Origin of the sequence: Pantoea alhagi (assembly GCF_002101395.1) — a bacterium.
Taxonomy (GTDB): Bacteria; Pseudomonadota; Gammaproteobacteria; order Enterobacterales; family Enterobacteriaceae; genus Mixta; species Mixta alhagi.
Window position 1 is genome coordinate 1545285 of the sequence record NZ_CP019706.1, and the last position, 21209, is coordinate 1566493.

At 48.7% G+C, this 21209-nt stretch carries 21 protein-coding genes; 1 reads left to right on the plus strand and 20 read right to left on the minus strand.

The window, feature by feature from the left end:
* Positions 1 to 18: 18 nt before the first annotated feature.
* The 3 genes from B1H58_RS07210 to fliD are packed head-to-tail and all read right to left on the minus strand — an operon-like array spanning position 19 to position 2305.
* Complete coding sequence (locus B1H58_RS07210; protein ID WP_157130154.1) at positions 19 to 384, minus strand: flagellar protein FliT; 366 nt, start codon at positions 382 to 384, stop codon at positions 19 to 21.
* Positions 371 to 757 (minus strand): flagellar export chaperone FliS, encoded by a 387-nt coding sequence (gene fliS / locus B1H58_RS07215; protein ID WP_085069035.1) that lies wholly within the window; start codon positions 755 to 757, stop codon positions 371 to 373. Before fliS ends, B1H58_RS07210 begins: the two co-directional genes overlap by 14 nt.
* A 60-nt stretch (positions 758 to 817) precedes the next feature.
* Entirely contained in the window at positions 818 to 2305 is a 1488-nt protein-coding gene (fliD, locus tag B1H58_RS07220) for a flagellar filament capping protein FliD (RefSeq protein ID WP_085069037.1), read from the minus strand.
* Between the two features lie 500 nt (positions 2306 to 2805).
* Here fliD and B1H58_RS07225 point away from each other — a divergent pair, with 500 nt between their 5' ends.
* Positions 2806 to 3912 carry a FliC/FljB family flagellin gene (locus B1H58_RS07225; RefSeq protein ID WP_085069039.1) on the plus strand — a complete coding sequence of 369 codons (1107 nt, stop codon included), beginning with the start codon at positions 2806 to 2808 and terminating at the stop codon, positions 3910 to 3912.
* Between the two features lie 411 nt (positions 3913 to 4323).
* On the opposite strand, the gene cheW is transcribed toward B1H58_RS07225, so the two are convergent.
* The 17 genes from cheW to flgE form a co-directional block, all read right to left on the minus strand.
* Positions 4324 to 4827 carry a chemotaxis protein CheW gene (gene cheW, locus B1H58_RS07230; protein ID WP_085069041.1) on the minus strand — a complete coding sequence of 168 codons (504 nt, stop codon included), beginning with the start codon at positions 4825 to 4827 and terminating at the stop codon, positions 4324 to 4326.
* 11 nt (positions 4828 to 4838) lie between these two features.
* A complete protein-coding gene (cheA, locus tag B1H58_RS07235) occupies positions 4839 to 6809 on the minus strand; it encodes a chemotaxis protein CheA (protein WP_085069043.1) in 1971 nt (656 codons plus the stop codon).
* A 21-nt stretch (positions 6810 to 6830) separates the two neighbouring features.
* Positions 6831 to 7754, minus strand: a complete 924-nt coding sequence (gene motB / locus B1H58_RS07240; protein WP_085069045.1) for a flagellar motor protein MotB — start codon at positions 7752 to 7754, stop codon at positions 6831 to 6833.
* Positions 7751 to 8638, minus strand: a complete 888-nt coding sequence (gene motA / locus B1H58_RS07245; RefSeq protein ID WP_085069047.1) for a flagellar motor stator protein MotA — start codon at positions 8636 to 8638, stop codon at positions 7751 to 7753. Before motA ends, motB begins: the two co-directional genes overlap by 4 nt.
* 142 nt (positions 8639 to 8780) lie before the next feature.
* Positions 8781 to 9317, minus strand: a complete 537-nt coding sequence (flhC, locus tag B1H58_RS07250; protein ID WP_085069049.1) for a flagellar transcriptional regulator FlhC — start codon at positions 9315 to 9317, stop codon at positions 8781 to 8783.
* A gap of 14 nt (positions 9318 to 9331) precedes the next feature.
* Complete coding sequence (flhD, locus tag B1H58_RS07255) at positions 9332 to 9679, minus strand: flagellar transcriptional regulator FlhD (RefSeq protein WP_085072252.1); 348 nt, start codon at positions 9677 to 9679, stop codon at positions 9332 to 9334.
* 496 nt (positions 9680 to 10175) lie between these two features.
* Positions 10176 to 10889 (minus strand): RNA polymerase sigma factor FliA, encoded by a 714-nt coding sequence (locus tag B1H58_RS07260; protein WP_085072253.1) that lies wholly within the window; start codon positions 10887 to 10889, stop codon positions 10176 to 10178.
* Between the two features lie 166 nt (positions 10890 to 11055).
* Entirely contained in the window at positions 11056 to 11946 is an 891-nt protein-coding gene (locus B1H58_RS07265; protein WP_085069051.1) for a methyl-accepting chemotaxis protein, read from the minus strand.
* A 6-nt stretch (positions 11947 to 11952) separates the two neighbouring features.
* The gene (locus B1H58_RS20910; RefSeq protein WP_085069054.1) at positions 11953 to 12717 is read right to left on the minus strand and encodes a Tar ligand binding domain-containing protein; all 765 of its coding nucleotides are present in this window, start codon (positions 12715 to 12717) and stop codon (positions 11953 to 11955) included.
* 78 nt (positions 12718 to 12795) lie between these two features.
* Positions 12796 to 13719, minus strand: a complete 924-nt coding sequence (gene flgL, locus B1H58_RS07275) for a flagellar hook-associated protein FlgL (protein WP_085069056.1) — start codon at positions 13717 to 13719, stop codon at positions 12796 to 12798.
* A gap of 47 nt (positions 13720 to 13766) precedes the next feature.
* On the minus strand, positions 13767 to 15410 hold the full coding sequence (gene flgK / locus B1H58_RS07280) for a flagellar hook-associated protein FlgK (RefSeq protein ID WP_085069058.1): 1644 nt from the start codon (positions 15408 to 15410) through the stop codon (positions 13767 to 13769).
* A 102-nt stretch (positions 15411 to 15512) separates the two neighbouring features.
* A complete protein-coding gene (gene flgJ, locus B1H58_RS07285) occupies positions 15513 to 16439 on the minus strand; it encodes a flagellar assembly peptidoglycan hydrolase FlgJ (RefSeq protein ID WP_085069060.1) in 927 nt (308 codons plus the stop codon).
* Complete coding sequence (locus tag B1H58_RS07290) at positions 16439 to 17560, minus strand: flagellar basal body P-ring protein FlgI (protein ID WP_085069062.1); 1122 nt, start codon at positions 17558 to 17560, stop codon at positions 16439 to 16441. The genes flgJ and B1H58_RS07290 overlap by 1 nt, the downstream gene beginning before the upstream one ends.
* A 10-nt stretch (positions 17561 to 17570) precedes the next feature.
* Positions 17571 to 18326, minus strand: coding sequence for a flagellar basal body L-ring protein FlgH (locus B1H58_RS07295; RefSeq protein WP_085069064.1), 756 nt, complete (start codon positions 18324 to 18326; stop codon positions 17571 to 17573).
* Positions 18327 to 18395: 69 nt separating this feature from the next.
* Positions 18396 to 19178, minus strand: coding sequence for a flagellar basal-body rod protein FlgG (gene flgG / locus B1H58_RS07300; RefSeq protein WP_085069066.1), 783 nt, complete (start codon positions 19176 to 19178; stop codon positions 18396 to 18398).
* A gap of 22 nt (positions 19179 to 19200) precedes the next feature.
* Entirely contained in the window at positions 19201 to 19950 is a 750-nt protein-coding gene (locus B1H58_RS07305) for a flagellar basal body rod protein FlgF (protein ID WP_085069068.1), read from the minus strand.
* Positions 19951 to 19962: 12 nt separating this feature from the next.
* Positions 19963 to 21186 carry a flagellar hook protein FlgE gene (flgE, locus tag B1H58_RS07310; protein ID WP_085069070.1) on the minus strand — a complete coding sequence of 408 codons (1224 nt, stop codon included), beginning with the start codon at positions 21184 to 21186 and terminating at the stop codon, positions 19963 to 19965.
* Between the last annotated feature and the right edge of the window lie 23 nt (positions 21187 to 21209).

A 21209-nucleotide genomic window follows, 5' to 3' on the forward strand; every position in this document is an offset into this window, starting at 1 on the left:
AATAATACAGTGATGGCGTTACTGAAAAGGCGAGGTAATTTGTGAGAGATATGCCTTGTTGCCCTTTTTACCGTGATGCAGTGACGATATGTGCTTTTTTAATATCGACATACGCCCTTCCAGGGCTCGATTTATTTCTTCTTCATTATTTTGCAATTTTGTTAAAAAATTAAAAAACTGCTCTCTTTCATCGCTGGCTAACGTATCAGGAACTTTATCCAGCACAGCACGTAAGGTAATAATATAGCGCTCTGCCGTCGTGATGAATGCGTCCCACTCTCCCTGTTGCGCCATAACCAGCATAGCCTGATTCATTTTATAAATATTATTGTGTTCTTCAATAAGGAATGTAGTCATAGCCTGCCTGTATTTAACTTGGTTCAATTTCTTTCCATGTTTGAGCGATATTCATTAATATCTCATCAACATGTGCCAGCTGTGAGGGATCGTTATTTAAGTTAGCCTGTAGCAGCGTACGCGACATATAGTGGTAAAGGGCATCCAGATCGCGGGCGATCTGCTGCCCCTGTTCATGATCCAAAGCAGATCGTAACCCATTATCAATAATGTTAATCGCCTTTGAGATCATCTCGCCGCGTTTGGCAATATTGCCGTTTTCAAAGTAAAGCTGTGCCCGCACAATAGCGCTGTGCGCTCCCTCAAACAGCATGGTAATCAGTTGATGCGGCGTCGCGCCAGCCACCTTGCTGTGGAGATCGACCTGCGCATAGGCGTGGGTTCCCTGCTTTGCGTACATGTTAGTCTCCATAAAAATAAGCAGGTATGCGCCTGCTTATTTGGGCTCTTTTTGCAGACGTTAAACCGTGGATAATAATGAGATTAGCTGATTGCTTAAGCTGTTCATTTGCGACATGGTCGTGTCCAGATTCTGGAACTGAACACGATAACGCTCTACCTGCGCATCAATCAGCTTTTGCGTTTTATCTATCTGCTCTTTTACCCGCTTAACTTGCTCATCCAGCGTATCGGTGGTGCTTTTAATCAAACCGTCAGTCTTGCTTTCCTTATCACCGGTATACCTGGTAATAATATCGTTCAGCGTTGACGCCAGGCCCTGATTTCCAGCATGGTCTTTAAACATCTTGCCGATTTGATCGGGGCTGTCGGCGATCGCTTCGTCCAGTTTTTTCTCATCCAGCGTCATTTGCCCGGTACTGGAATCGAACGTGATCCCCAGCGAGGTCAGTGAACTATAGTCGGCGTTACCGTCACCATAGGCGCTGTTAACAGCGGCCCGTATTTCGCCCACCATACCGCGCAGCGTACCGTCGCCCATTAACGCGCCGTTCTCTTTGTTGGGTTTAGCGACCTCATCATCGCTTAAGCCGGAGGCATCATTCGGTACATATTTACTGGAGGCGGAGGTTTGCGTTAACAGCGCGTTATACTGTTTGACGAAATCCTGCAGCGTACTTTTGATCGCCGAGTTATCGACGCTGAGCGTCAGCTGCTCTGACTTACCCTCTTCAGAGACCGCTTTCAGATTTAAGGTTACGCCTTCAATAATGTCAGTGATGTTATTGCTGGAGCGCGTGTACTTGATGCCGTCAACTTTCAATTCTGCATCCTGCGCCCTGGAAACGGAGATCATGCCGTCGTTTGCGCCAGCTTCACCCGGAATGACAGCATCGTCATTATCCGCATTAACCTGCCGCCCCCCTTCCTGAGTATTCAACAGCGCGCCCAGCGTATCATCGCCCTGGACACTTACGGACATTTCGCCTTCGGTACCGGAGGTGCGTGAACTTAATACCAGCTGGTAACCGCTGTCGGTACGCTGTACCGAAGCACGAACATCGCCCTCCTGCTTGTTGATCGCTTTCGCCATTTGATTAAGCGAGGTTTCATCATCCGCCAGCTCGACTTTCAGCTCTTTGCCGTTTTTTTGCGTAATGGTGATAGTGCGCGTCGTACCCGTGGTTTCGCCCAGGTTCTTACTGGCGTCTTCATAGCCGGAGGTACGCAGTTTGTGGGACACCGCCAGCTTCATTACGGTGACATCATGCGCATCGGCGTCCGCTTCCGCGGTGGCCGTGGCGGAAAAGGCTTTATTATCACTGACCTTTAGCGTGTTAAAGGCTTCGCCGCTGAGCTTTTTAACGCTGCCCTGCAGGGTGGCAAGCGCACTGGAGATTTTCCCCCAGGCGGAAATTTTGTTTTCGTAGCTGCTTTTTAAATTGGTATAGGGCGTCAGACGGGTCTGTTCTGCCGCTTTCATCTGCGTCAGCATGCTGGCGGTATCGATGCCGCCGGTACCAACGCCAAGGGAAGACAGGGTTGCCATGATATACTCCTTTGGGAATTATTATTTAAACCTACTCTTTAAGTTCTCGGTTTAAACAGCGCGAAGATAAGTATTTTCTTCTTATACCGCCGGATAAATGCAGGGTTTCGCCTCTATTATTTTCCTGACAAACTTCTTCCCCTGATATACATCTATATAAACCTGGCCAACCCATTACCTACGCCGCTCCGCCCATAAATAACGCCCTTATAAAAGCCTTAATTATCGCATCTTTTTTTAAAAATCTAACCCTCTATAAAAAAGCATTCGTGTTGGCTTTTATCTGTTTTGTTTTTTACAGATAAAATCAAAGGATAATTTAAACACTTCTATTACTAATAGATGGCACGCGTCGAAATATTGTTCGGTTGAAATTTTTTCCAATTATTTTTTTAGAAATTTTATCTGAGGCCGATGTTTTTAGTATGCGCTTGTTAACGCATCCTAAAATTGCAGAGAGCCTGCAATAGAAGAACTCAACCTATATATGAGGGAACAACATGTCACAGGTAATTAATACTAACGCCCTGAGTTTGATGGCTCAAAATAATCTGAATAAATCACAGAGCTCTCTGGGTTCTGCTATTCAGCGTCTCTCTTCTGGTCTGCGCATTAATAGCGCAAAAGATGACGCAGCAGGTCAGGCGATCAGTAACCGCTTTACCTCTAATATCACCGGCCTGACTCAGGCTTCACGTAATGCGAACGACGGTATCTCCCTGGCTCAGACCACGGAAGGCGCGCTGAACGAAATCAATGATAACCTGCAGAACATTCGTCGTTTGACCGTACAGGCTTCCAACGGCACCAACTCTGCATCTGACCGTCAGTCCATTCAGGACGAAATCACCCAGCGTCTGTCTGAAATCGACCGTATCTCTGAACAGACCGATTTCAACGGCGTAAAAGTACTGAAGACCGATCAGAGCCTGACCATTCAGGTGGGCGCGAACGATAGCGAAACCATTAGCCTGAATCTGGAGCAGATTAACTCCGACACGCTGAAAATGGCCGATTTTGACGTTAACAAATATGCTGACCGTGTTGATTTAGGTAACAAAGCAGCCGCAGGTATGACCATTACTACCGGTACTGGTGCGACCGCCAAGTCGCATACGGTGACTGATGGTGACTTGACGAAAATGAAAGAGGCGGCCTTTGGCGCTAACGGTACCGGTGATATCTTTATTGATAATAAAGGCGTCATCAGGGCGGTAGGCACTAAAGCCGACGGCACTGCAGTTTCTAACGAACTTACGCCAACAATTGCCGGGACCGGAGCGAGCACTACCATGAGCGGTGTTACAACGGGTAATGCCTTCAACGATCCTAGCGCCAAGCTGATGGAAACCGTTGACGCAGCGCTGAAACAGGTTGATAGCCTGCGTTCAAGCCTGGGTGCCGCCCAGAACCGTTTTGCGTCGGTTATCAGCAACCTGGACAGTGCGGTAAACAACCTGTCTGAGTCTCGCTCACGTATCCTGGATGCGGACTTCGCGTCTGAAGTTTCTAACATGAGCCGCGCCAACATCCTGCAGTCTGCCGGTACCACCGTGCTGGCCCAGGCCAACCAGGTGCCGCAGAACGTGCTGTCCCTGCTGCGCTAAGGTTAACGCGGCGACCTTAACGGTCCTGCTGTTTACGTTGACGCTCTGCCCTTACCGGCAGAGCGTTTTTTTATGTCTGTGGCTTACCGCCTGACTGCTGCCGATCATCACGTTGGCAGTAGATAAATGACATCACGTCGGTTGTAGGTAAGCAACATCATGACAGCAGCAGATAATCGACTTTGCGTCGGCAGTAGATAAGCGACCTCATGACAGACTAAGCAGGCTGGCAAAGAGTAAGAGTAAGAGTAAGAGTAAGAGTAAGAGTAAGAGTAAGAGTAAGAGTAAGAGTAAGAGTAAGAGTAAGAGTAAGAGTAAGAAAAAATATAAAGGAGGACAACAGAGGGGTAAAACGCGGAAATAAAAAAGGGCAGCAGCGGCGCATCTGTTGCCGCTGCTGCCCAGAAAAAATTACAGCGTCTCGTTGACGCTCTTCTCAACCAGTTCCATCTCTTCGCTGGTGAGTAATTTCTCGATATCTACCAGGATAATCATTCTTTCATCCACTGAACCCAGGCCCAGCAGGTAATCAGTGGAAAGCGTAACGGAAAAGTCTGGTGCCGGCTTGATCTCTTCAGCATTCAGCGACAGCACATCGGAAACGCCATCCACGACAATGCCCACCACCCGCTGCGCCAGGCTCAATACAATCACGACTGTTTTTTCATTAATCTCTGTACCAGCCAAATCGAATTTAATGCGTAAATCAACGATCGGTACAATGACGCCGCGCAGGTTAGTGACACCGGTAATAAATTCCGGCGTATTGGCGAGGCGGGTTACCCGTTCACAGCCACGTATCTCCTGCACCTTTAATATTTCGATGCCGTACTCTTCATTACCCAGCGTAAAGACCAGGTATTCGTTGCCATGATTGTCGGTTGCTGTTTTCTTTTCAGTTGCGGAAGCTGTCATTTTGTTTGTCCTTAAACAGGGAGCGCTTGCCCGGCTTTCGTCGCGACGCGCTTGGATTTACACAGTTTCGCCAGCGCAGCGACGTCAAGAATCAACGCCACGCTGCCATCGCCTAAAATGGTTGCGGCAGAGATACCAGGCACTTTGCGATAGTTAAGCTCAAGATTTTTTACCACTACCTGATGCTGGCCAATGAGCTGATCGACCATCAGGGCGTAACGCACACCAGCACTTTGTAAAATCACCGCAACGCTGTCATTAATCGCGGCAGGCTCCTCTGCCATATCAAATATGTAGTGCAGCGTAATGAGCGGGATATATTCGCCACGCACCTGCAGCATCAGCTCATCGCCTGCCATATGATAAAGAGAATCTTCTGTGAGTTTCAGCGACTCCATAACGGCACCAAGCGGCAGTACATAGGTTTCATCGGCAACACGAACCGACATACCATCAAGTATCGCCAGGGTTAACGGCAGAATAATGCGGATCGTCGAGCCTTTATTTTGCTCAGAGGTAATCTCTACATGACCGCCCATTTCCTGAATATTACGTCTGACCACGTCCATGCCGACGCCGCGCCCGGAGACATCCGTTACCTTTTCCGCCGTGGAGAAGCCGGCCGCGAAAATTAACATCCAGACATCTTCATTGCTGATGTTATCGTTAATTGCCATTCCCTGAGCGTGCGCACGTGCAAGGATCTTTTCGCGGTTCAGGCCTGCGCCATCATCGCTGACTTCAATAACAATGTTCCCGCCCTGATGTTCTGCTGACAGCGTCAGGTTGCCCATCGGGGATTTGCCTTTCGCTATGCGTTCCTCACGGCTTTCAATACCGTGATCGAGGCTGTTACGAACCAAATGCGTCAGAGGATCGATGATACGTTCAATCAGGCTTTTATCCAGTTCGGCGGAACCGCCTACCAGCGTCAGTTCGACCTCTTTGCCCAACTTGCCGGCTAAGTCATGCACCAGCCGCGGGAAGCGGCTAAATACATACTCCATCGGCATCATGCGAATGGACATCACCGACTCCTGCAGATCGCGCGCGTTGCGCTCCAGCTGGACGATGCTGTTTAACAGCACGTCATTTGCTGACGGCTCCAGAGTGGCGGAAAGCTGCGAAAGCATCGACTGGGTGATAATCAGTTCGCCGACCAGGTTGATGATCTGATCAACCTTTTCTACCGCAACGCGGATGCTATTGGACTCGGCGGCCTGCGCACGAGCGGCGGGCCTGACGGGCGCGCTTTTCGCTGCTGCCGGAGAGCTTTCAACAGCTGCGGCTGGCGTTACGCTGCAGTCTGCCTCTGCCGGTGCGCTGCCCGCTGTAATGGCTACCTGTTCCGCTTCAACAATAAAACAGAGCACCGCCTCGATTTCATCGGCGCTGGCCGTGGTTTCTAACTGAACCTGTAGCCGCTCTTCTTGCTGTTGCTGGCTAAGCACTTTCCCCAGATTAGAGAGCTCATCAACCAGCAGACGCCCCTCATCTTCTTTAACGTTTAACAGGGTAATATTCAGGAAGGCGCGTTCTGCTGGTGTATTTACCGGCGCTGCTACGGCCGTCGTTGTCCGATCTGCCGAGCCATCTTTACTTTGTTGCGCAATTTGCCGCAACGCCCCGCAGATATAGTGAAACGTTTCTTCGTCCGGTTCCTGAGAAGATTTATAGGCATCAAGCTGATCTTGCATAATATCCTTGCTCTCCAGAAACAGATTAATGATTTCGCCGGTTAGCCGCAGGATACCGCAGCGCGCGTCATCCAGCAGGTTTTCCATTAAATGAGTAGTTTCTTGCAATATTTTAAAACCGAACGTTCCAGCACCGCCTTTAATGGAATGCGCTGCACGGAAAATAGCATCCAACATTTCCTTGTCGGGCGAAATGACATCAAGCTGTAGCAGATATTTTTCCATATCGGCTAACAGCTCATCGGCTTCATCAAAAAAAGTCTGATAAAAATCGCTTACATCCATATTGTTCAACCCTATCCTGATTTAATTCGCAAGCGCGGCGGCATCTTCATTGGTTTGCGGCGTAATTTTCAACTCATCTTTTATCGCATCAATATTTTCATGGCCGGTAACACTCTGGATTAAGCTATCGTCCCTGATTAGCGATTTTTCTTTATCCTGGCTTAAGACCAAAATACTAATACGGCGGTTAATGGGGTTGTGTGGCTGCGTGTTATCCAGCACCATTGAATCAGCCGTTCCTACTACCCGTAGAAATTTATTGGCCGCCAGACCGGCTGCTATCAATGCGCGGCGCGAGGCGTTTGCGCGATCGGCGGAAAGCTCCCAGTTGCTGTAGCCGGTATCGCCATGAGCATAAGGAAGCGAATCAGTATGTCCCGTCAGGCTAATACGATTGGGTAGCTGATTGATAACCGGTACCAGCGTTTCGAAAATGCCCCTTAAATATCCCTCCAGCTCTTTGCTGCCCAACTTAAACATTGGACGGTCCTGGCTATCAATAATTTGAATGAGCAATCCATTTTCGGTGAGTTGCATGCGCAGGTTTGATTGAAAGTTGTTGAGGCGCGGATCGGTTTTAATCATGTTTTGCAGCCGATCGCGAGCGCGTTTTAACCGTTTGAGATCGGCGCTATCGCGTGGAGTGGATCGTTTAACTTCCCCCGTCTTATGTACCACATCGCTGCCACCGCCCGGTATAACGCTTTCACTCAGGCTGGGCTGGTTACCCTGAGAGAGCGCAACCTTTAATGGCGTTTGAAAATATTCTGCAATTTGTTGTCGCTGCTGCGGGGAGGTACTGGTGATCAGCCACATCACAAGAAAAAAAGCCATCATCGCTGTCATAAAATCGGCGTAGGCAATTTTCCATGAGCCTCCGTGATGACCGTGGCCCTGCTTTTTCCGCTTGCGAACGATAATCACAGGATGCTTATTTTTACTCATGGCGCGCTTCCCGAATCACTGCCAGTATTCGATTTTACCTGGCGCACATGCTCTTCAAGCTCAATAAAGGTAGGACGTTCAGTAGAAAAGAGAATTTTACGTCCGAACTCGATCGCTATCTGCGGCGCATAACCGTTCATGCTGGAAAGCAGCGTCACTTTGATGCATTGCAGCATCTTCACTTTCTCGCTGCTTTTTTGACGCAGTAGCGCAGCCAGAGGCAGAATAAACCCGTACGCCAGCAGAATCCCCAGGAAGGTGCCTACCATGGCGTGTGCGATCAGTTCGCCCAGTTCAGCAGCGGGTCGATCGGCCGCAGCCAGCGCGTTGACTACCCCCATGACGGCCGCCACGATGCCGAAAGCAGGAAAAGCGTCACCCACCGAATTCAGGCTGCCAGCGGGCACCTCAAGCTCATGCTCACAGGTCTCAATTTCTTCATCCATCAATGCTTCAACTTCATGTGGACTCATATTGCCGCTGATCATCAAACGTAAATAATCGACCAGAAAATTCATTAGTAATTTATCGGCGATAAGGCGCGGGTAGTTGGAAAAAAGAGTGCTGTTCTGCGGCTCTTCTATATCATTTTCCAGTGCCATCATCCCGTTTTGCCTTGCTTTTGACAGTAATAAAAACATCAGCGCCATTAATTCCATATAAATGGCTTTATTATATTGGGAACCTTTAAACAACAGAGGAAAGGATTTCATGGTGGCAGAAATGGCTTTACCATTGTTGCCCACAATAAAGGCGCCTACGCCTGCCCCACCGATAATGAGCAGTTCAGTCGGTTGATAGAGCGCACCAAGATGTCCGCCAGATAAAACAAAGCCACCAAAAACAGTGGCAAAAACAACTACATACCCAAGAATAACCAGCATGCTGTCTCCTTATTATAAACACGCCTGTTTTTTATATTTATTAATGATGACTAACGTTTCAGGCGTTAACGTACCCGGATATACAGATACGTTATTCACGATCCTGGTTTCTTACCATCAACGTTATAGTGCAGCGCGCTGGTTAACCGGCAATATCATAAGCTTCACATTTTTTCGCCGCACGCGAAGGCGGACTGCATAAGCTACAGGTGAAAGGATCTTTTGCATGCTCATGAGTAATCACAAAAGCGCCGTGGCAGGCAATACATTCCGTACGACTTATCATGCCACACTCAATAAAACGTAATAATGTCCATGCCCGGGTTAAACCCAGCACCGGTTTTTCCGTGGCTTTAACCGGACACTGTTCCAGGTATAAACGGTATGCTTTGATTAATGCTTCAATAGGGCGGCAATTTTCAATTTTTCTAATAAAAAGATAAATATTATAAAACATCGATGAGTGGATATTCTGCTCCCACGACATGAACCACTCCGCAGAAAAAGGCAACATGCCTTTCGGCGGGGGACATCCGCGCAGTTCCTTGTAAAGCCTTAAAAGCCTTCTGCGGCTTAGGCTGATCTCACTTTCCAGCACCTGCATTCTGGCACCGAAAGTAATAAGCTCCATTGCCATCTGAACTTCTTTAATTTCGTCCAGGATACTTTTTTCACTCATGATTGCTAGCTCCGTCAGCAAGTAGAATGGTTTTGCTCGGGAAGTGAGTTGAGCAACTCCGTTGATAAAATAATTCCAGTATGAATTTGTTGTAGCGCATCAATACGCGATGCTTTCGTCAGGCAGTCAATCATCTCTTTATCATCCACGCGCAAACGGCATATCAGTTGGCTGGTTGAAGCCATCTTGATAAGTTGCGGCAGAGTAAGCTCGCTTAGCGTATCAAGAATAGTACTGTCTAATCCCAGACGAAATCCTGCAGCGAACTTATCTTCGCGTATAAGCCTTTGCGCCAGGACTAAATAAGTAAGGTTCAAATCATGTATAGATTGAAGCTGATCGTTAGTATCGGAGCTATGCATATTTATATTCCACATTGGTTTCGTGTTAAATAATCCTGCCAATATTTAAAATATCGGCATGAGATGAAGGCCAAACAATATGGAATGTCTACCTGCTATTTTGCGCAAATTTCAGTGTCAATAAATGGTCTACGCATCCGGCTAAGTCAGACAAATATCACTAATAAGATTAAAAAAATAACTATAAAAGCGTCACTGCTTCATTAGCATCCGGCAGGCTATTTCCCTGACATTGGCATTTTCAAGACAATTCCTATTTGGATCCCGATCATCATATAATAAATCAACCTTTTTCAAGAACTTTTTAATGTATATTCATTTATATTGATAATTTTAAACGCAATCAATGCGATAAAGAGATCTGCCTCTCGCATTAACGAATCAGTCTAAACCAACCAGCAACAATGAGGAATTTAAATGTTATCACTCGCTTAAAGAAGATGATTAAAATCACTAAATTACTTATATAATTTAACAATCAAAGCAATCAAAGCAATCATTGCAAACGTGCACGTATTCTTTTTATTGCCTGACTGTGCAACTGGCTTACCCGTGTTTCCGTTATTTCAAGTATTTCTCCGATTTCTTTCATATTTAACTCTTGTTGGTAGTAGAGATTCAGTAATACCTGCTCCCTTTCGGGTAGTACCTTTATCTCATCAGCAATCTTTTTGAGTAGCTTTTGCTGAGTGATTTTATTAAACGGATTAAGCTTTTCATGTTGTATATCAGGTTGTTCGAACCTGTCCGCCAGCTCTTTCTGCAGTTCATCCAGTGAACATATCTGGCTGGCATTAGTATCTGCCAGCATCTGCCTGTAATCACTAAGGGTTATATTCATCTCAGCAGCAATATCTGCATCTTTAGCGGCTTTGCCAGTGGCTTGTTCAATGCGATGAATCACCTCGGCAATTTCTCTGGCGTTACTGCGAATACGACGCGGTACCCAATCACGTTCGCGCAGTTCATCTATTAAAGCCCAACGTATACGCTGTGTAATGTAAGTGCTAAAAACAATGCCTTTTTTAGGATCAAAATGATCGATGGCATTGAGAAGAGCGATTGCGCCCACCTGAATCAAATCATCCAGTTCTACAGAGGAGGGTAAACGCACCTGCAACCTTAGCGCTTCATGACGTACCAGGAAAGCATACTTTTTCCATAATGCATTTTTGTCTACCATACCTTCAGGGGTATATAATTCATTCACAATGACATTGTCCATCCTGCCACGGGTATAGTTTAATTATCTTTCATTGGCCAGGGTATATATAGTTCAATAAGGTCGCATAAATTCCACTAATTCCATACATAAAAGCGATTTCCATACGGATTATTGGGAAATTACACTACCCTTAACGTTAAAAGTAATTAATTCAAAAGCTTTCCCATTCCTCTACAGGATTAATGTGATCCATTTCGTTTTTTTTGCGCTGTGTTTCAGGTAAAAGCACAGTGGGTGTTAATAGCGGCTGATAGTCTATAGCCGTATAATTTGTTTCATCTTTTAACCTGATATGCGCAACCATACTGCTCAACTGCCCCGCATGCTCTTCCATACTGATTGCCGCCGCTGCCGCCTGCTCGACCATCGTGGCATTCTGTTGGGTAACCGAATCGAGTTCGTTCACCGCCTGAGCAATTTGGTTAATGCCAGTACTCTGTTCGTCGGAAGCGGAAGCAATCTCGGCCATAATATCCGTCACCTGCGAAACTGACTGAATAATATGCTGTATTGCCGTTCCCGCCTGCTCAACTTCCTGCGACCCGGAATGCATATCCGCCACACAGGTATTAATCAGCGAGCGAATTTCCTTCGCCGCATCAGCGCTGCGCTTCGCCAGGTTACGTACTTCCCCTGCCACTACAGCAAATCCACGCCCCTGCTCGCCAGCTCGTGCCGCTTCCACCGCCGCATTCAGCGCCAGGATATTCGTTTGATTGGCGATGCTGTCAATCACGCTATTGATATCGTCAATTTGACGTGAGCTGATAATGATCCGATGCATAATGGCATCAAGGCTATCCATGACCTTACCGCCGTTACGTGCACTGCCGCTGGCGCTTTCAGCCAATTGACGCGCCGTATGCGCATTATCCGCATTCTGTCGCACCGTAATTTTCAGCTCTTCCATACTGGCTGCGGTCTGCTGCAAAGAAGAAGCCTGTTGTTCCGTTCGCGAGGAGAGCTCGTTATTGCCGCTAACAATTTCCTGTGCTGAAGCGTTAATGCGGCTTACACCATTTCGAATAGACGAAACGGTCATCGTCACTCACTGACGCAATTTCTCCAGCTCAATAAACATCAAGCCGATTTCATTCATCTTGCCCGCAGGGATCTCTTCGTCCAGCTTACCGGTCGCCATAGACTGAAAGGTTTTTACTGTCTCATCCAGACGTTGAAACAGCTCGCGCTTAAGCCACAGGCGCATGCAAATCACCATCCCCAGCGCAATAATCCCGGTGCTAATGGCCAGCATATTGAAGCGGCTGTTATTGGCGTTCGCTTCCACCTCTATCGTATTGATTAATGCTTCGAAGCGGGCCCTGTACTGCTTCACTTCGTTTTCAAAAAGGTTGCGAGCGGCGGAAATTTTATTCATTTCGTGAACAGCATTATCGGCCTGGTTGATATTTTCCAGTCGCGATACAAGCAGCGCCATTAACGTATCTGCCTGCTGTTTAATTTTATCAACAATTACAAGAGCATCTTGTTGATACGGCTGTGCATAGAAACGCTTTAATTGCTCCTGAGCCAAAGCAAGCGACCGTCGGGCTTCACTGAGCTGCTGTGTCGTTGCCTTTTCTCCTTTGCTGGTGGTCAGACTTAACGCGTAGATTTTCCCCAGCAGGCTATTTATTGCCTCATCCGCATCATTCAGAACCGATGCGTTTTCACTGACCTCCATAAAATGTGAAAATTGTTGGCCTGATGTATTGGCGCTGTAATAACCTAAACCCACTATACCCAATAATAAAAATATCAGGCTAAAGATAGCAATATTAATTCCGGTGGCGATTTTTAAATTATTGAGCATTGATTATCCTTAACCATTCTGCCTGAGTTATCGTTTTACAGAAAAAAATGATTATTCCATTACTTTTCTGCTAAGAGATCACCTCATCATGTTGAATATCGACATTTTTTGCATCGTCTGAAATACCATATATGAGGCATTTAAGGAAAACTCGGCCATTATCGTTTGACCAATCAGGTTCTGATAAGATTTTCCATCTGCGCCCAATGTTTCCTGCAGGCTGCTTTCAACATCTATTTTATGCGTATCGGCACTGGTACCCAGCATCTCCAGCTGCTGAAGATTCGTACCCACTGTAGCCTGCACTTTGCCCAAATTATCGATATTCTTTTTAATCGAAACATTGGCTTTATCCAGCGTAAGCTGTAGCGCTTCACGCCCTGCATCATCCGTTACCGGAGCCTTTAGTGCTTCAATTGCGCTATCCAGCGCGGCGAAAAGATCGTCCGGCGTGCCGGAGAGAAAAACATCATTCCCGGTATGACTCACCTGCATTTCTGTACTGTCGGCCACCACCTGTACAATCGGTGTTGTGCCACCAACATAGGTGCCATCTTTTGCGAAGGGTTCACTACCGGTGTTATAACCCGCAAAGATATAACGCCCGTTGCTGCTGCGACTATTGGCGAGGCCCATCAGGTTATTACGAATACCTTCCAGTTCTTTTGCCAATGCGGCCCGATCTTCCGCTGAATAAGTTCCGTTACCGCCAGCAACGATTTTCTCTGACAAATTTTTTGTCAACAGCGAGCTAATTGAATTCAGTACTTCGTCCTGTTGCCCCAGCGTATCCTGTGCGTACTGACGCGCGATTTCATAGTGTTCGATTTTTGCCAGTGCGTTTTGATAAATCACCGCCTGTGATGCACCGGCAGGATCGTCCGAAGGTTTGAGCAAGGTTTGCCCATATGCCAGTCGGGTAGCAATATTATTAAATCTCGTATTGCTTGTAGACATATTATTTATTTGCTGTTGAAACATGTAGAGTGAGCTAATACGCATTTTCCTTCCTTTTTTCCCCTGGCTTCTGGTGGCCAAAAAAAATAATATTATCGGATATTTAAAATTGCATCAAAAATAGTGGTTGCAGTTTGTAATACCTGTGCATTGGCCTGGTAATACTGGGTATACATTTGCAGATAAATAACTTCATCTTCGGTATTAACGCCCACTATTTCCTGACGCTGCAGGGCAAACTGATCCTGAACATATTCCGCAACTTGCTTTTTTTCTTTGAGATCATTAACTGAAGAACCTACTGAACTCACCAGGCTGGCATATGCTTCAATTAACGTTGCCTTGCCAATCAGCGCCTCATTTTTAATAGCGATCATATCTTTGATATTTTCGTTATTGCTTTCTTCTTCATTCTCGCCGGAGCTTGAGGCAGCAATTTTATCGCCAGCTTTGATCGCCACCGCAATATTTTCAGCTACGCCGTCTGCGGAATTGAAAATAAAGCTGTCGCCTGCCTCAGGCGTGCCCTGTGGCTGAATAGTAATGCCATCAAAAGTGAGTTCGCCCTGCTCGCCGATTTCGGGGGTAATTTTCATGCCGCTGCTGTCAGTGATTAACCAGTCACTGGCGCCTGGTCCTTCATATACCAGCGTGTAATCCTGTACCTTAACCTGTGAGATATCGCTGAAGCTGATATCAAGCGTGGCATCACCCTGGTTATTACGATTTACTAAGGCCATTGGATCGACAATAGTGAAAATATCTGTGCCAGCTTCGCCATTACTGTCAAAACCGGCTTTATTCACTTCGTTAAAACGATTCGCCATCTGCAGCGCCAGCTGATTAAGCTGATCGCGGGCATCAACCAGATCCTCGTTGCGGAATTTGAACAGGCCGCCCAGCTTTCCGCTGCTGATCTTCTCTTCATCCAGCTTGATGGTATTGCCGGAAGCGTCGATATAAGAGACTTCCAGCTGTGCAGGATTGGCTGCGGAAGGCGCCGTTTCAAACAGGCAGGTACGATCGCCGCTTACCAACGGCAGCCCATTGGAAAGTGCAACATTGACTTCGCCGGTCAGCTGATTTTCATCTACCTTGACGCCGACCAGTTTGCTTAACTCATTCAGCAGCATATCGCGCTTATCAAGCAGGTCTGCAGGCTGTCCGCCGGTTTGTGCATGAGATTTATAGAGCGCCTCATTAACCGTCGCCAGTGCTTTGGCACAGGAGTTAATATCGGTCACGGTCTGGTTAATTTGGGTGTTAGTACTTTTTTCCAGCCCGTTAAGCGTGCGCGCGTTGCTTTGAAACTGATAGGCGGTTGATTTAAATTGCGACATGGCTTCCTGACGCGCGGCCATACTTACCGGGTCGCTGCTTATTTTTTCCAGTGCGCCAAAGATATTATTAAGAGAAACGGAAACATTGCTGCTTTTGTCGCCCAGCATATTATCGATTTGACTAAGCTGTTCATAACGGCTGGACAAAGTGCTATAAGATGTTTGCGCGCCGCGCAGCTGATTATTAATAAAACCATCATAAGCACGTTTTACACTGTTAACCTGAACTCCATAGCCAAAGAAGCCATTTGCTGTTGTTTTTCCCCCTGCCTCGCCCAGAATAATATTCCGACGGCTATATCCCTCTGTAGCAACATTATTCATGTTACTACCTACAACGTTTAATGCTGCCTGAGCGGCACTCAGTCCGCTTTGTGCCAGATACAAGAGATTCATAAATTACCCGCATTCCATGTGTGCGAAATTTCTGAGAAAATCGGAATAAATAGAGACTATTATATTTATCGGCGTAAGTTAAAATCTCTAAAATTTCTGCTGCTAAAATATTGATGTCAGGTCAACTTTATAAGCATTTGCCGCCTGTGTTAGGCTATTTTTAATTTGTTGAATGATGCCGATCAATTTCTTTGCATATTGTGGATCGGTTGCATATCCGCCATCCTGTAGCGCTTGTGCTGCCTGTTCCGGCGTTTTAGCCAGCGTAACATTCTGGTAGCGTGAATTATTGATGAGTAATTTGCTGTAATCGTGCAACGCATCGGTATAAGAATGGTAAACCCGAAATGCTGCCTTCACTTTTTTCGCTACGCCGTTAATATATTCTGTTGTGGTTATTTCTGTGGTTTCACCTTTCCAGCCCGGTGTCGCTTTTACCCCAAACAGGTTATAGCTTGGCTGACCATTCTCCCGAGGTATTTCTTTATTTCCCCAGCCCGATTCAAGCGCAGCCTGTGCAAGTATTAATTGATGCGGGATGCCCGTCTGACGAGAAACTTCTACCGCAGGCGCTAACAGGCGCGAAATAAATCCGCCGCCTGACGCGGCCAGCGTTGCTTGCCCGACAGGGGCTGCCATGCTGGCGGCAGGCGGTGGGAAGAATGTCCGCCCGGCAGGAAGCTGACGTGAGGAAAATTCGGCTGGCGTACCGCCTGTGGTTATCGTTGGAACGCCGCCAGACTGTTGTACCATGACGTCAGCCAGTCCAATTTTCCCGTGAGCCGCCATATCCTGGGACAGTTGCTGATCGTACATAGCGGTAAACATTTCTGACTGCTGCGAGTTAAACAAGCCATCTTTGAAGCTGGCAGCCCGCATGCTCTTCAGCATCATCTGAACAAACAGCCCTTCCATTTGCTGCGCTGCGGCCTGTAAGCCGCGTTGCGCATCCTGTTTGACCAGATGCTTTAATGAATCCAGAGATGCGGTGTCAAAAGCGGCGCCCTGCATGAAAGCGGTACTTTTCATTAGTTCATCTCCAGTTGCGCACGTAAGCAGCCCGCGCTTTTCATCGATTGCAGGATCGACATCAGGTCGTTTGGCGTGGCGCCCAGGCCGTTCAGCGCCCTGATAACCGCATTCAAATCGGCACTGGTATTCACTTTCTGCAAAGCGCCATTCTGCTCACGTAATGAGATTTGCGTATCCGGCACCACAGCCGTTTCGCCTCCGGCCAGCGGCGTATCCGGCTGGCTGACCTGATTGCTGCGGGAAATCTCTACCGTAAGATCGCCCTGCGCTACAGCACATGCTTCCAGCGTAACGTGGCGGTTGATCACCACGGAACCGGTGCGTGAGTTAACCACCACGCGCGCTTCCCGGGGGCCGGTTTTGACGGAGAGGTTCTGAATACGTGCGATAAAGCGCACTTTTTCCGTATTGTCGCTGGGAGCGAATAACTTGATGACGCGGGCGTTTTCCGCCATTGCGGTACCTGCGCCGTAGCGATGGTTGATCTCATCACTGATGCGCTGGGCCAGCGCAAAGTCCTCTTCTTTTAGCTGCAGCCTCAGCACATTTTCCAGACCAAACTGCGTCGGCACTTCGCGCTCAACGGTAGCGCCGCCGCTAATGCGCGCGCCGTTGAGCTGGTTAACCTGCACCCGACTGCCGCCGCTTTGCGCGCCTGCGCCGGAAACTAACAGGTTGCCCTGCGCAAGTGCATAAATCTGGTTATCCACGCCCTTAAGGGACGTCATTAACAGCGTACCGCCGCGTAGACTTTTCGCATTTCCCATCGAGGAAACTACCACGTCGATTTTTTCACCGGCGCGGGCAAAGGGCGGCAGATCAGCGGTTACCATCACCGCCGCCACATTTTTTAGCTGCATATTGGTGCCGCTCGGCACGGTAATACCCAGCTGCGACAACATATTGTTTAAACTTTGCGTGGTAAACGGCGTTTGCATGGTCTGATCGCCAGTACCGTCCAGCCCTACCACCAGCCCATAGCCAAGCAGTGAGTTGCTGCGTACGCCCTGCAGCGTCGTCAAATCCTGGATTCGCTCGGCGTAGCCTGGCGGTATTAGCAGCAGAGCCAGGCTGAAACAGAGCCCATGCAGACAAAAGAGGGAAGATGAAATTCTCATAGTCAGCCTGCTAAAAAGGAGAGAGGTTAAGGAACAGACGCTGCAACCAGCCCATTTGTTGAGCCTCGTTGATGTAGCCGCTGCCGACATATTCAATACGCGCATCAGCAACCTGCGAAGAGACCACCGTGTTGCTACCGCTGATAGTGCGGGGGTTCACTACGCCTGAAAAACGAATGAATTCAGTGCCCTGATTAATGGCGATCTGTTTTTCGCCCACCACTCTCAGGTTGCCGTTTTCCAGCACCTGCTGCACGGTAACGGTAATGGTGCCGCTAAAGGTGTTTTTGGCAGCGGCTCCGCCTTTACCGCTGAACTCGTTGCTGCCTTCAATAGCCGTTTCTGCCCGGTCGCTGCCAAACAGGCCGCTCATAAAGCGCGGCATGGCGCTAAAGCCCAGCCCGGTAGAGCCATCTTTTGAGGCATTAGCAGAAGAGCTTTTGCTGGCACTGACGTTTTCTTTCAGCAAGATGGTCAGGGTATCGCCGATGTTGCGCGGTCGACGATCTTCAAACAGAGGCTGGTAGCCATAATTCATCGCCTGACCAGCCTGAAAAATCGATCCATTGTCCGTTCCCGGCATCGTCTGCATTGGGCTGGCGCTGGTTATCCCATCTACCAGAGGTTTATGTGTTATATCCGCGCAGCCTGCCAGCAACGCGCCGGCGATAAGCAGCGTTGGCAAACGGGCTAAGCAGAGAAAAACAGCACGGTGAGCGGCATCTTGATGCGCCCCGGGCAACGCAAAGTCAGGCGGATTTATCATGATATTCACTACGTAAAAGCAGTTAAAAAGGGCAGCGGCGCTAATGGCTGCAACCCGGGTCCGTTACCGTCAGAGCTGCGCCAGGCGCTGTAGCATTTGATCGGAAGTGGTCACCGCCTTGCTGTTGATTTCATACGCGCGCTGCGTCTGGATCATATTGACCAGCTCTTCCGCCACGTTGACGTTTGAGGTTTCCACATAGCCCTGTTTCAGTGCGCCCGCGCCGTTCATGCCCGGCGTGGTTTCATTCGGTGCGCCGGAAGACTGGGTTTCGCGATACAGATTTTCACCAATGCTCTCCAGTCCGGAATCATTGATAAAGGTTGCCAGCGTCAGCTGTCCTACCTGCTGCGGCGCCGTTTGTCCTGCCTGGGTTACGCTGACCAGACCATCACTGCCCACGGTTAGCGTGCCTGCATCCTGTGGCAGGGTAATCGCTGGCTGAATGGGGTAACCATTTGAGGTGACCAGTTGCCCGTTCTGATCGATCTGAAACGCGCCGTCGCGGGTATAGGCCGTGGTGCCATCCGGCATCAGCACCTGAAAGAAACCCTGTCCGCTGATAGCGACATCTTTCGCATTACTGGTTTGCGTCATGCCGCCCTGACTATGAATACGTTCCGTCGCCACCGGACGCACACCGGTACCGATTTGCAAGCCAGAAGGGATGGTGGTCTGCTCTGAAGACTGTGCGCCCGGTTGACGCAGGGTCTGATAAAGCAAATCTTCAAATACCGCACGCTGGCGTTTAAAGCCGTTGGTGCTCACGTTGGCCAGGTTATTGGTAATGACATCCATATTGGTCTGCTGCGCTTCCAGACCGGTTTTGGCAATCCATAAGGCGTGCATCATGAGTGGCTTCTCCTTGCCTTTATTAACTTATGCTAAGCAGTTGGTTGGCATTTTTTTCGTTATCGTCGACGGCTGAGATCACTTTCATCTGCATATCAAAACCGCGTGCCGTGGCGATCATATCCACCATCGCTTTGACCGGGCTGACATTGCTGCTCTCAAGCGCGCCGGGCATCAGCCTCAGCGCCGGGTCGGCAGGCAATACCGGGTTTTCATCCACGGTGGGATCGACATGAAACAGGCTGTCATCGCCGTGACGAAGCAGATAAGGCTGTGCCGTAACCATCTTCAATCGCCCAATCTGGGCCAATGCGGTCGGTTCATCACCCGCCCCTAAAGCGGTGACAGAGCCGTCCGGTGCAATGGTAACCTGCGCCTGCGGCGGGATTTCAAGCGGTCCGCCGTCGCCCATCAACGGGTAGCCTTTAATGCGCAGCTGCCCTTCGCTGTCGACTTCGATATTACCGTCGCGCGTATAGGCCTCGCTGCCGTCCGGAAGCTGAACCGCCAGCCAGCCGTTTTGCGGCATTGCTACATCCAGACTGCGACCGGTCTGATTAACCGATCCCATGGTGTAGTCGTTATAAGGCGTAGATTCCGTGGAGAGAACGCGCGTCGCATCTCCGGGACCGTTAACCGGTACCGCACGATAAGCCGTTAGCTGAGCGCGAAAGCCGTTAGTAGAAACATTCGCCAGGTTATTTGCCGTAACGGCCTGACGATTTAACGCGGCATTCGCCGCGCCCATTGCGGTGTAAATTGCACGATCCATATCAGTCCGCCACTAGCCAAGATTAACCAATGTCTGTAACAATTCAGACTGTGTTTTAATCGTCTGTGAGTTGGACTGATAGTTGCGCTGGAAAATGATCATATTGACCATTTCCTGACTCAAATCGACATTGGACGCTTCAACCTTATTACCATACAGATTGCCCAGGTTGCCGCTTCCGGCGATACCCACGACCGGCTGACCTGAAGATGGCGTTTCGGTCCAGGCGTTATTGCCGCTTGAGGCCAGGCCGCCAGCATTGGTAAAGTTCGCCAGCACCACCTGCCCCAACGGCTGCTGTTGACCATTGCTGTAAGAGGCGATAATTTGTCCGTTGTTGCCCACGGTATAACCATTTAACTTACCTGGCGCATAGCCAGAAGTGCTCGGACTTTCCATTGCCGTTTCGCTGGCCTGCTGGGTCATGCCGGTTATGTCCAGCTCGAATCCCAGTGCTTCCGCGCCGTTATAGGCGGCACCGACGATCGGTACTCTGGCCGGTTTGGTCGTGAGTTGGCCAGCGCTGTCAAACGCGATATCTATCTCCTGATACTGTACCTTGCCTGCTCCATCAACGACCTCCGCGGTACTATCATTGGTATAAACTTTCCATTTGTTATCAGCTGTTTTAACGAAGTAAACGTTAATTTCATGACGGTTACCCAGGCTGTCATAAGCGTCAATCTTATTTACTGAGCTGTAGGTATTGCTGTCTTTCGGATCGAATTCGAGTTCCGGGTCAATAATTTTCGCGCCTGAATCAAGATTCCCTTTCATCGAGCCGCTGTCAGAAGCTCGCGCCGGCATCTGTTCGGTTGGGATCTGGATTGGACCAATCGCCGCGCCCGGCTGAATGGTCGGCGGCGTTCCGCTGGCCTGATAACCGGTTAACAACATTCCCGTATCATTGACGATGTAACCATTTTCATTGGTTTTGAACTGGCCGTTGCGGCTATAAAACACCTGACCGGCCTGGTTCACCAAACGGAAAAAACCGTTTCCCTGAATCCCCATATCCAGACTGCCGGTACCCTGTCCCAGCACACCGTCGCTAAAATTCTGCCTGACGCCAGAAACCTGTACGCCCATACCGATTTGCGAACCGGCAAAAACATCGGCAAATGAGATAGAGCCCGATTTAAAGCCGATGGTCTGGGAGTTGGCGATATTATTACCAACAACATCTAAAGCTTGTGAAGCCGCATTCAGTCCGCTAAGACCCTGTGAAAAACTCATACGTAACCTTCCTGGTCGCTAAC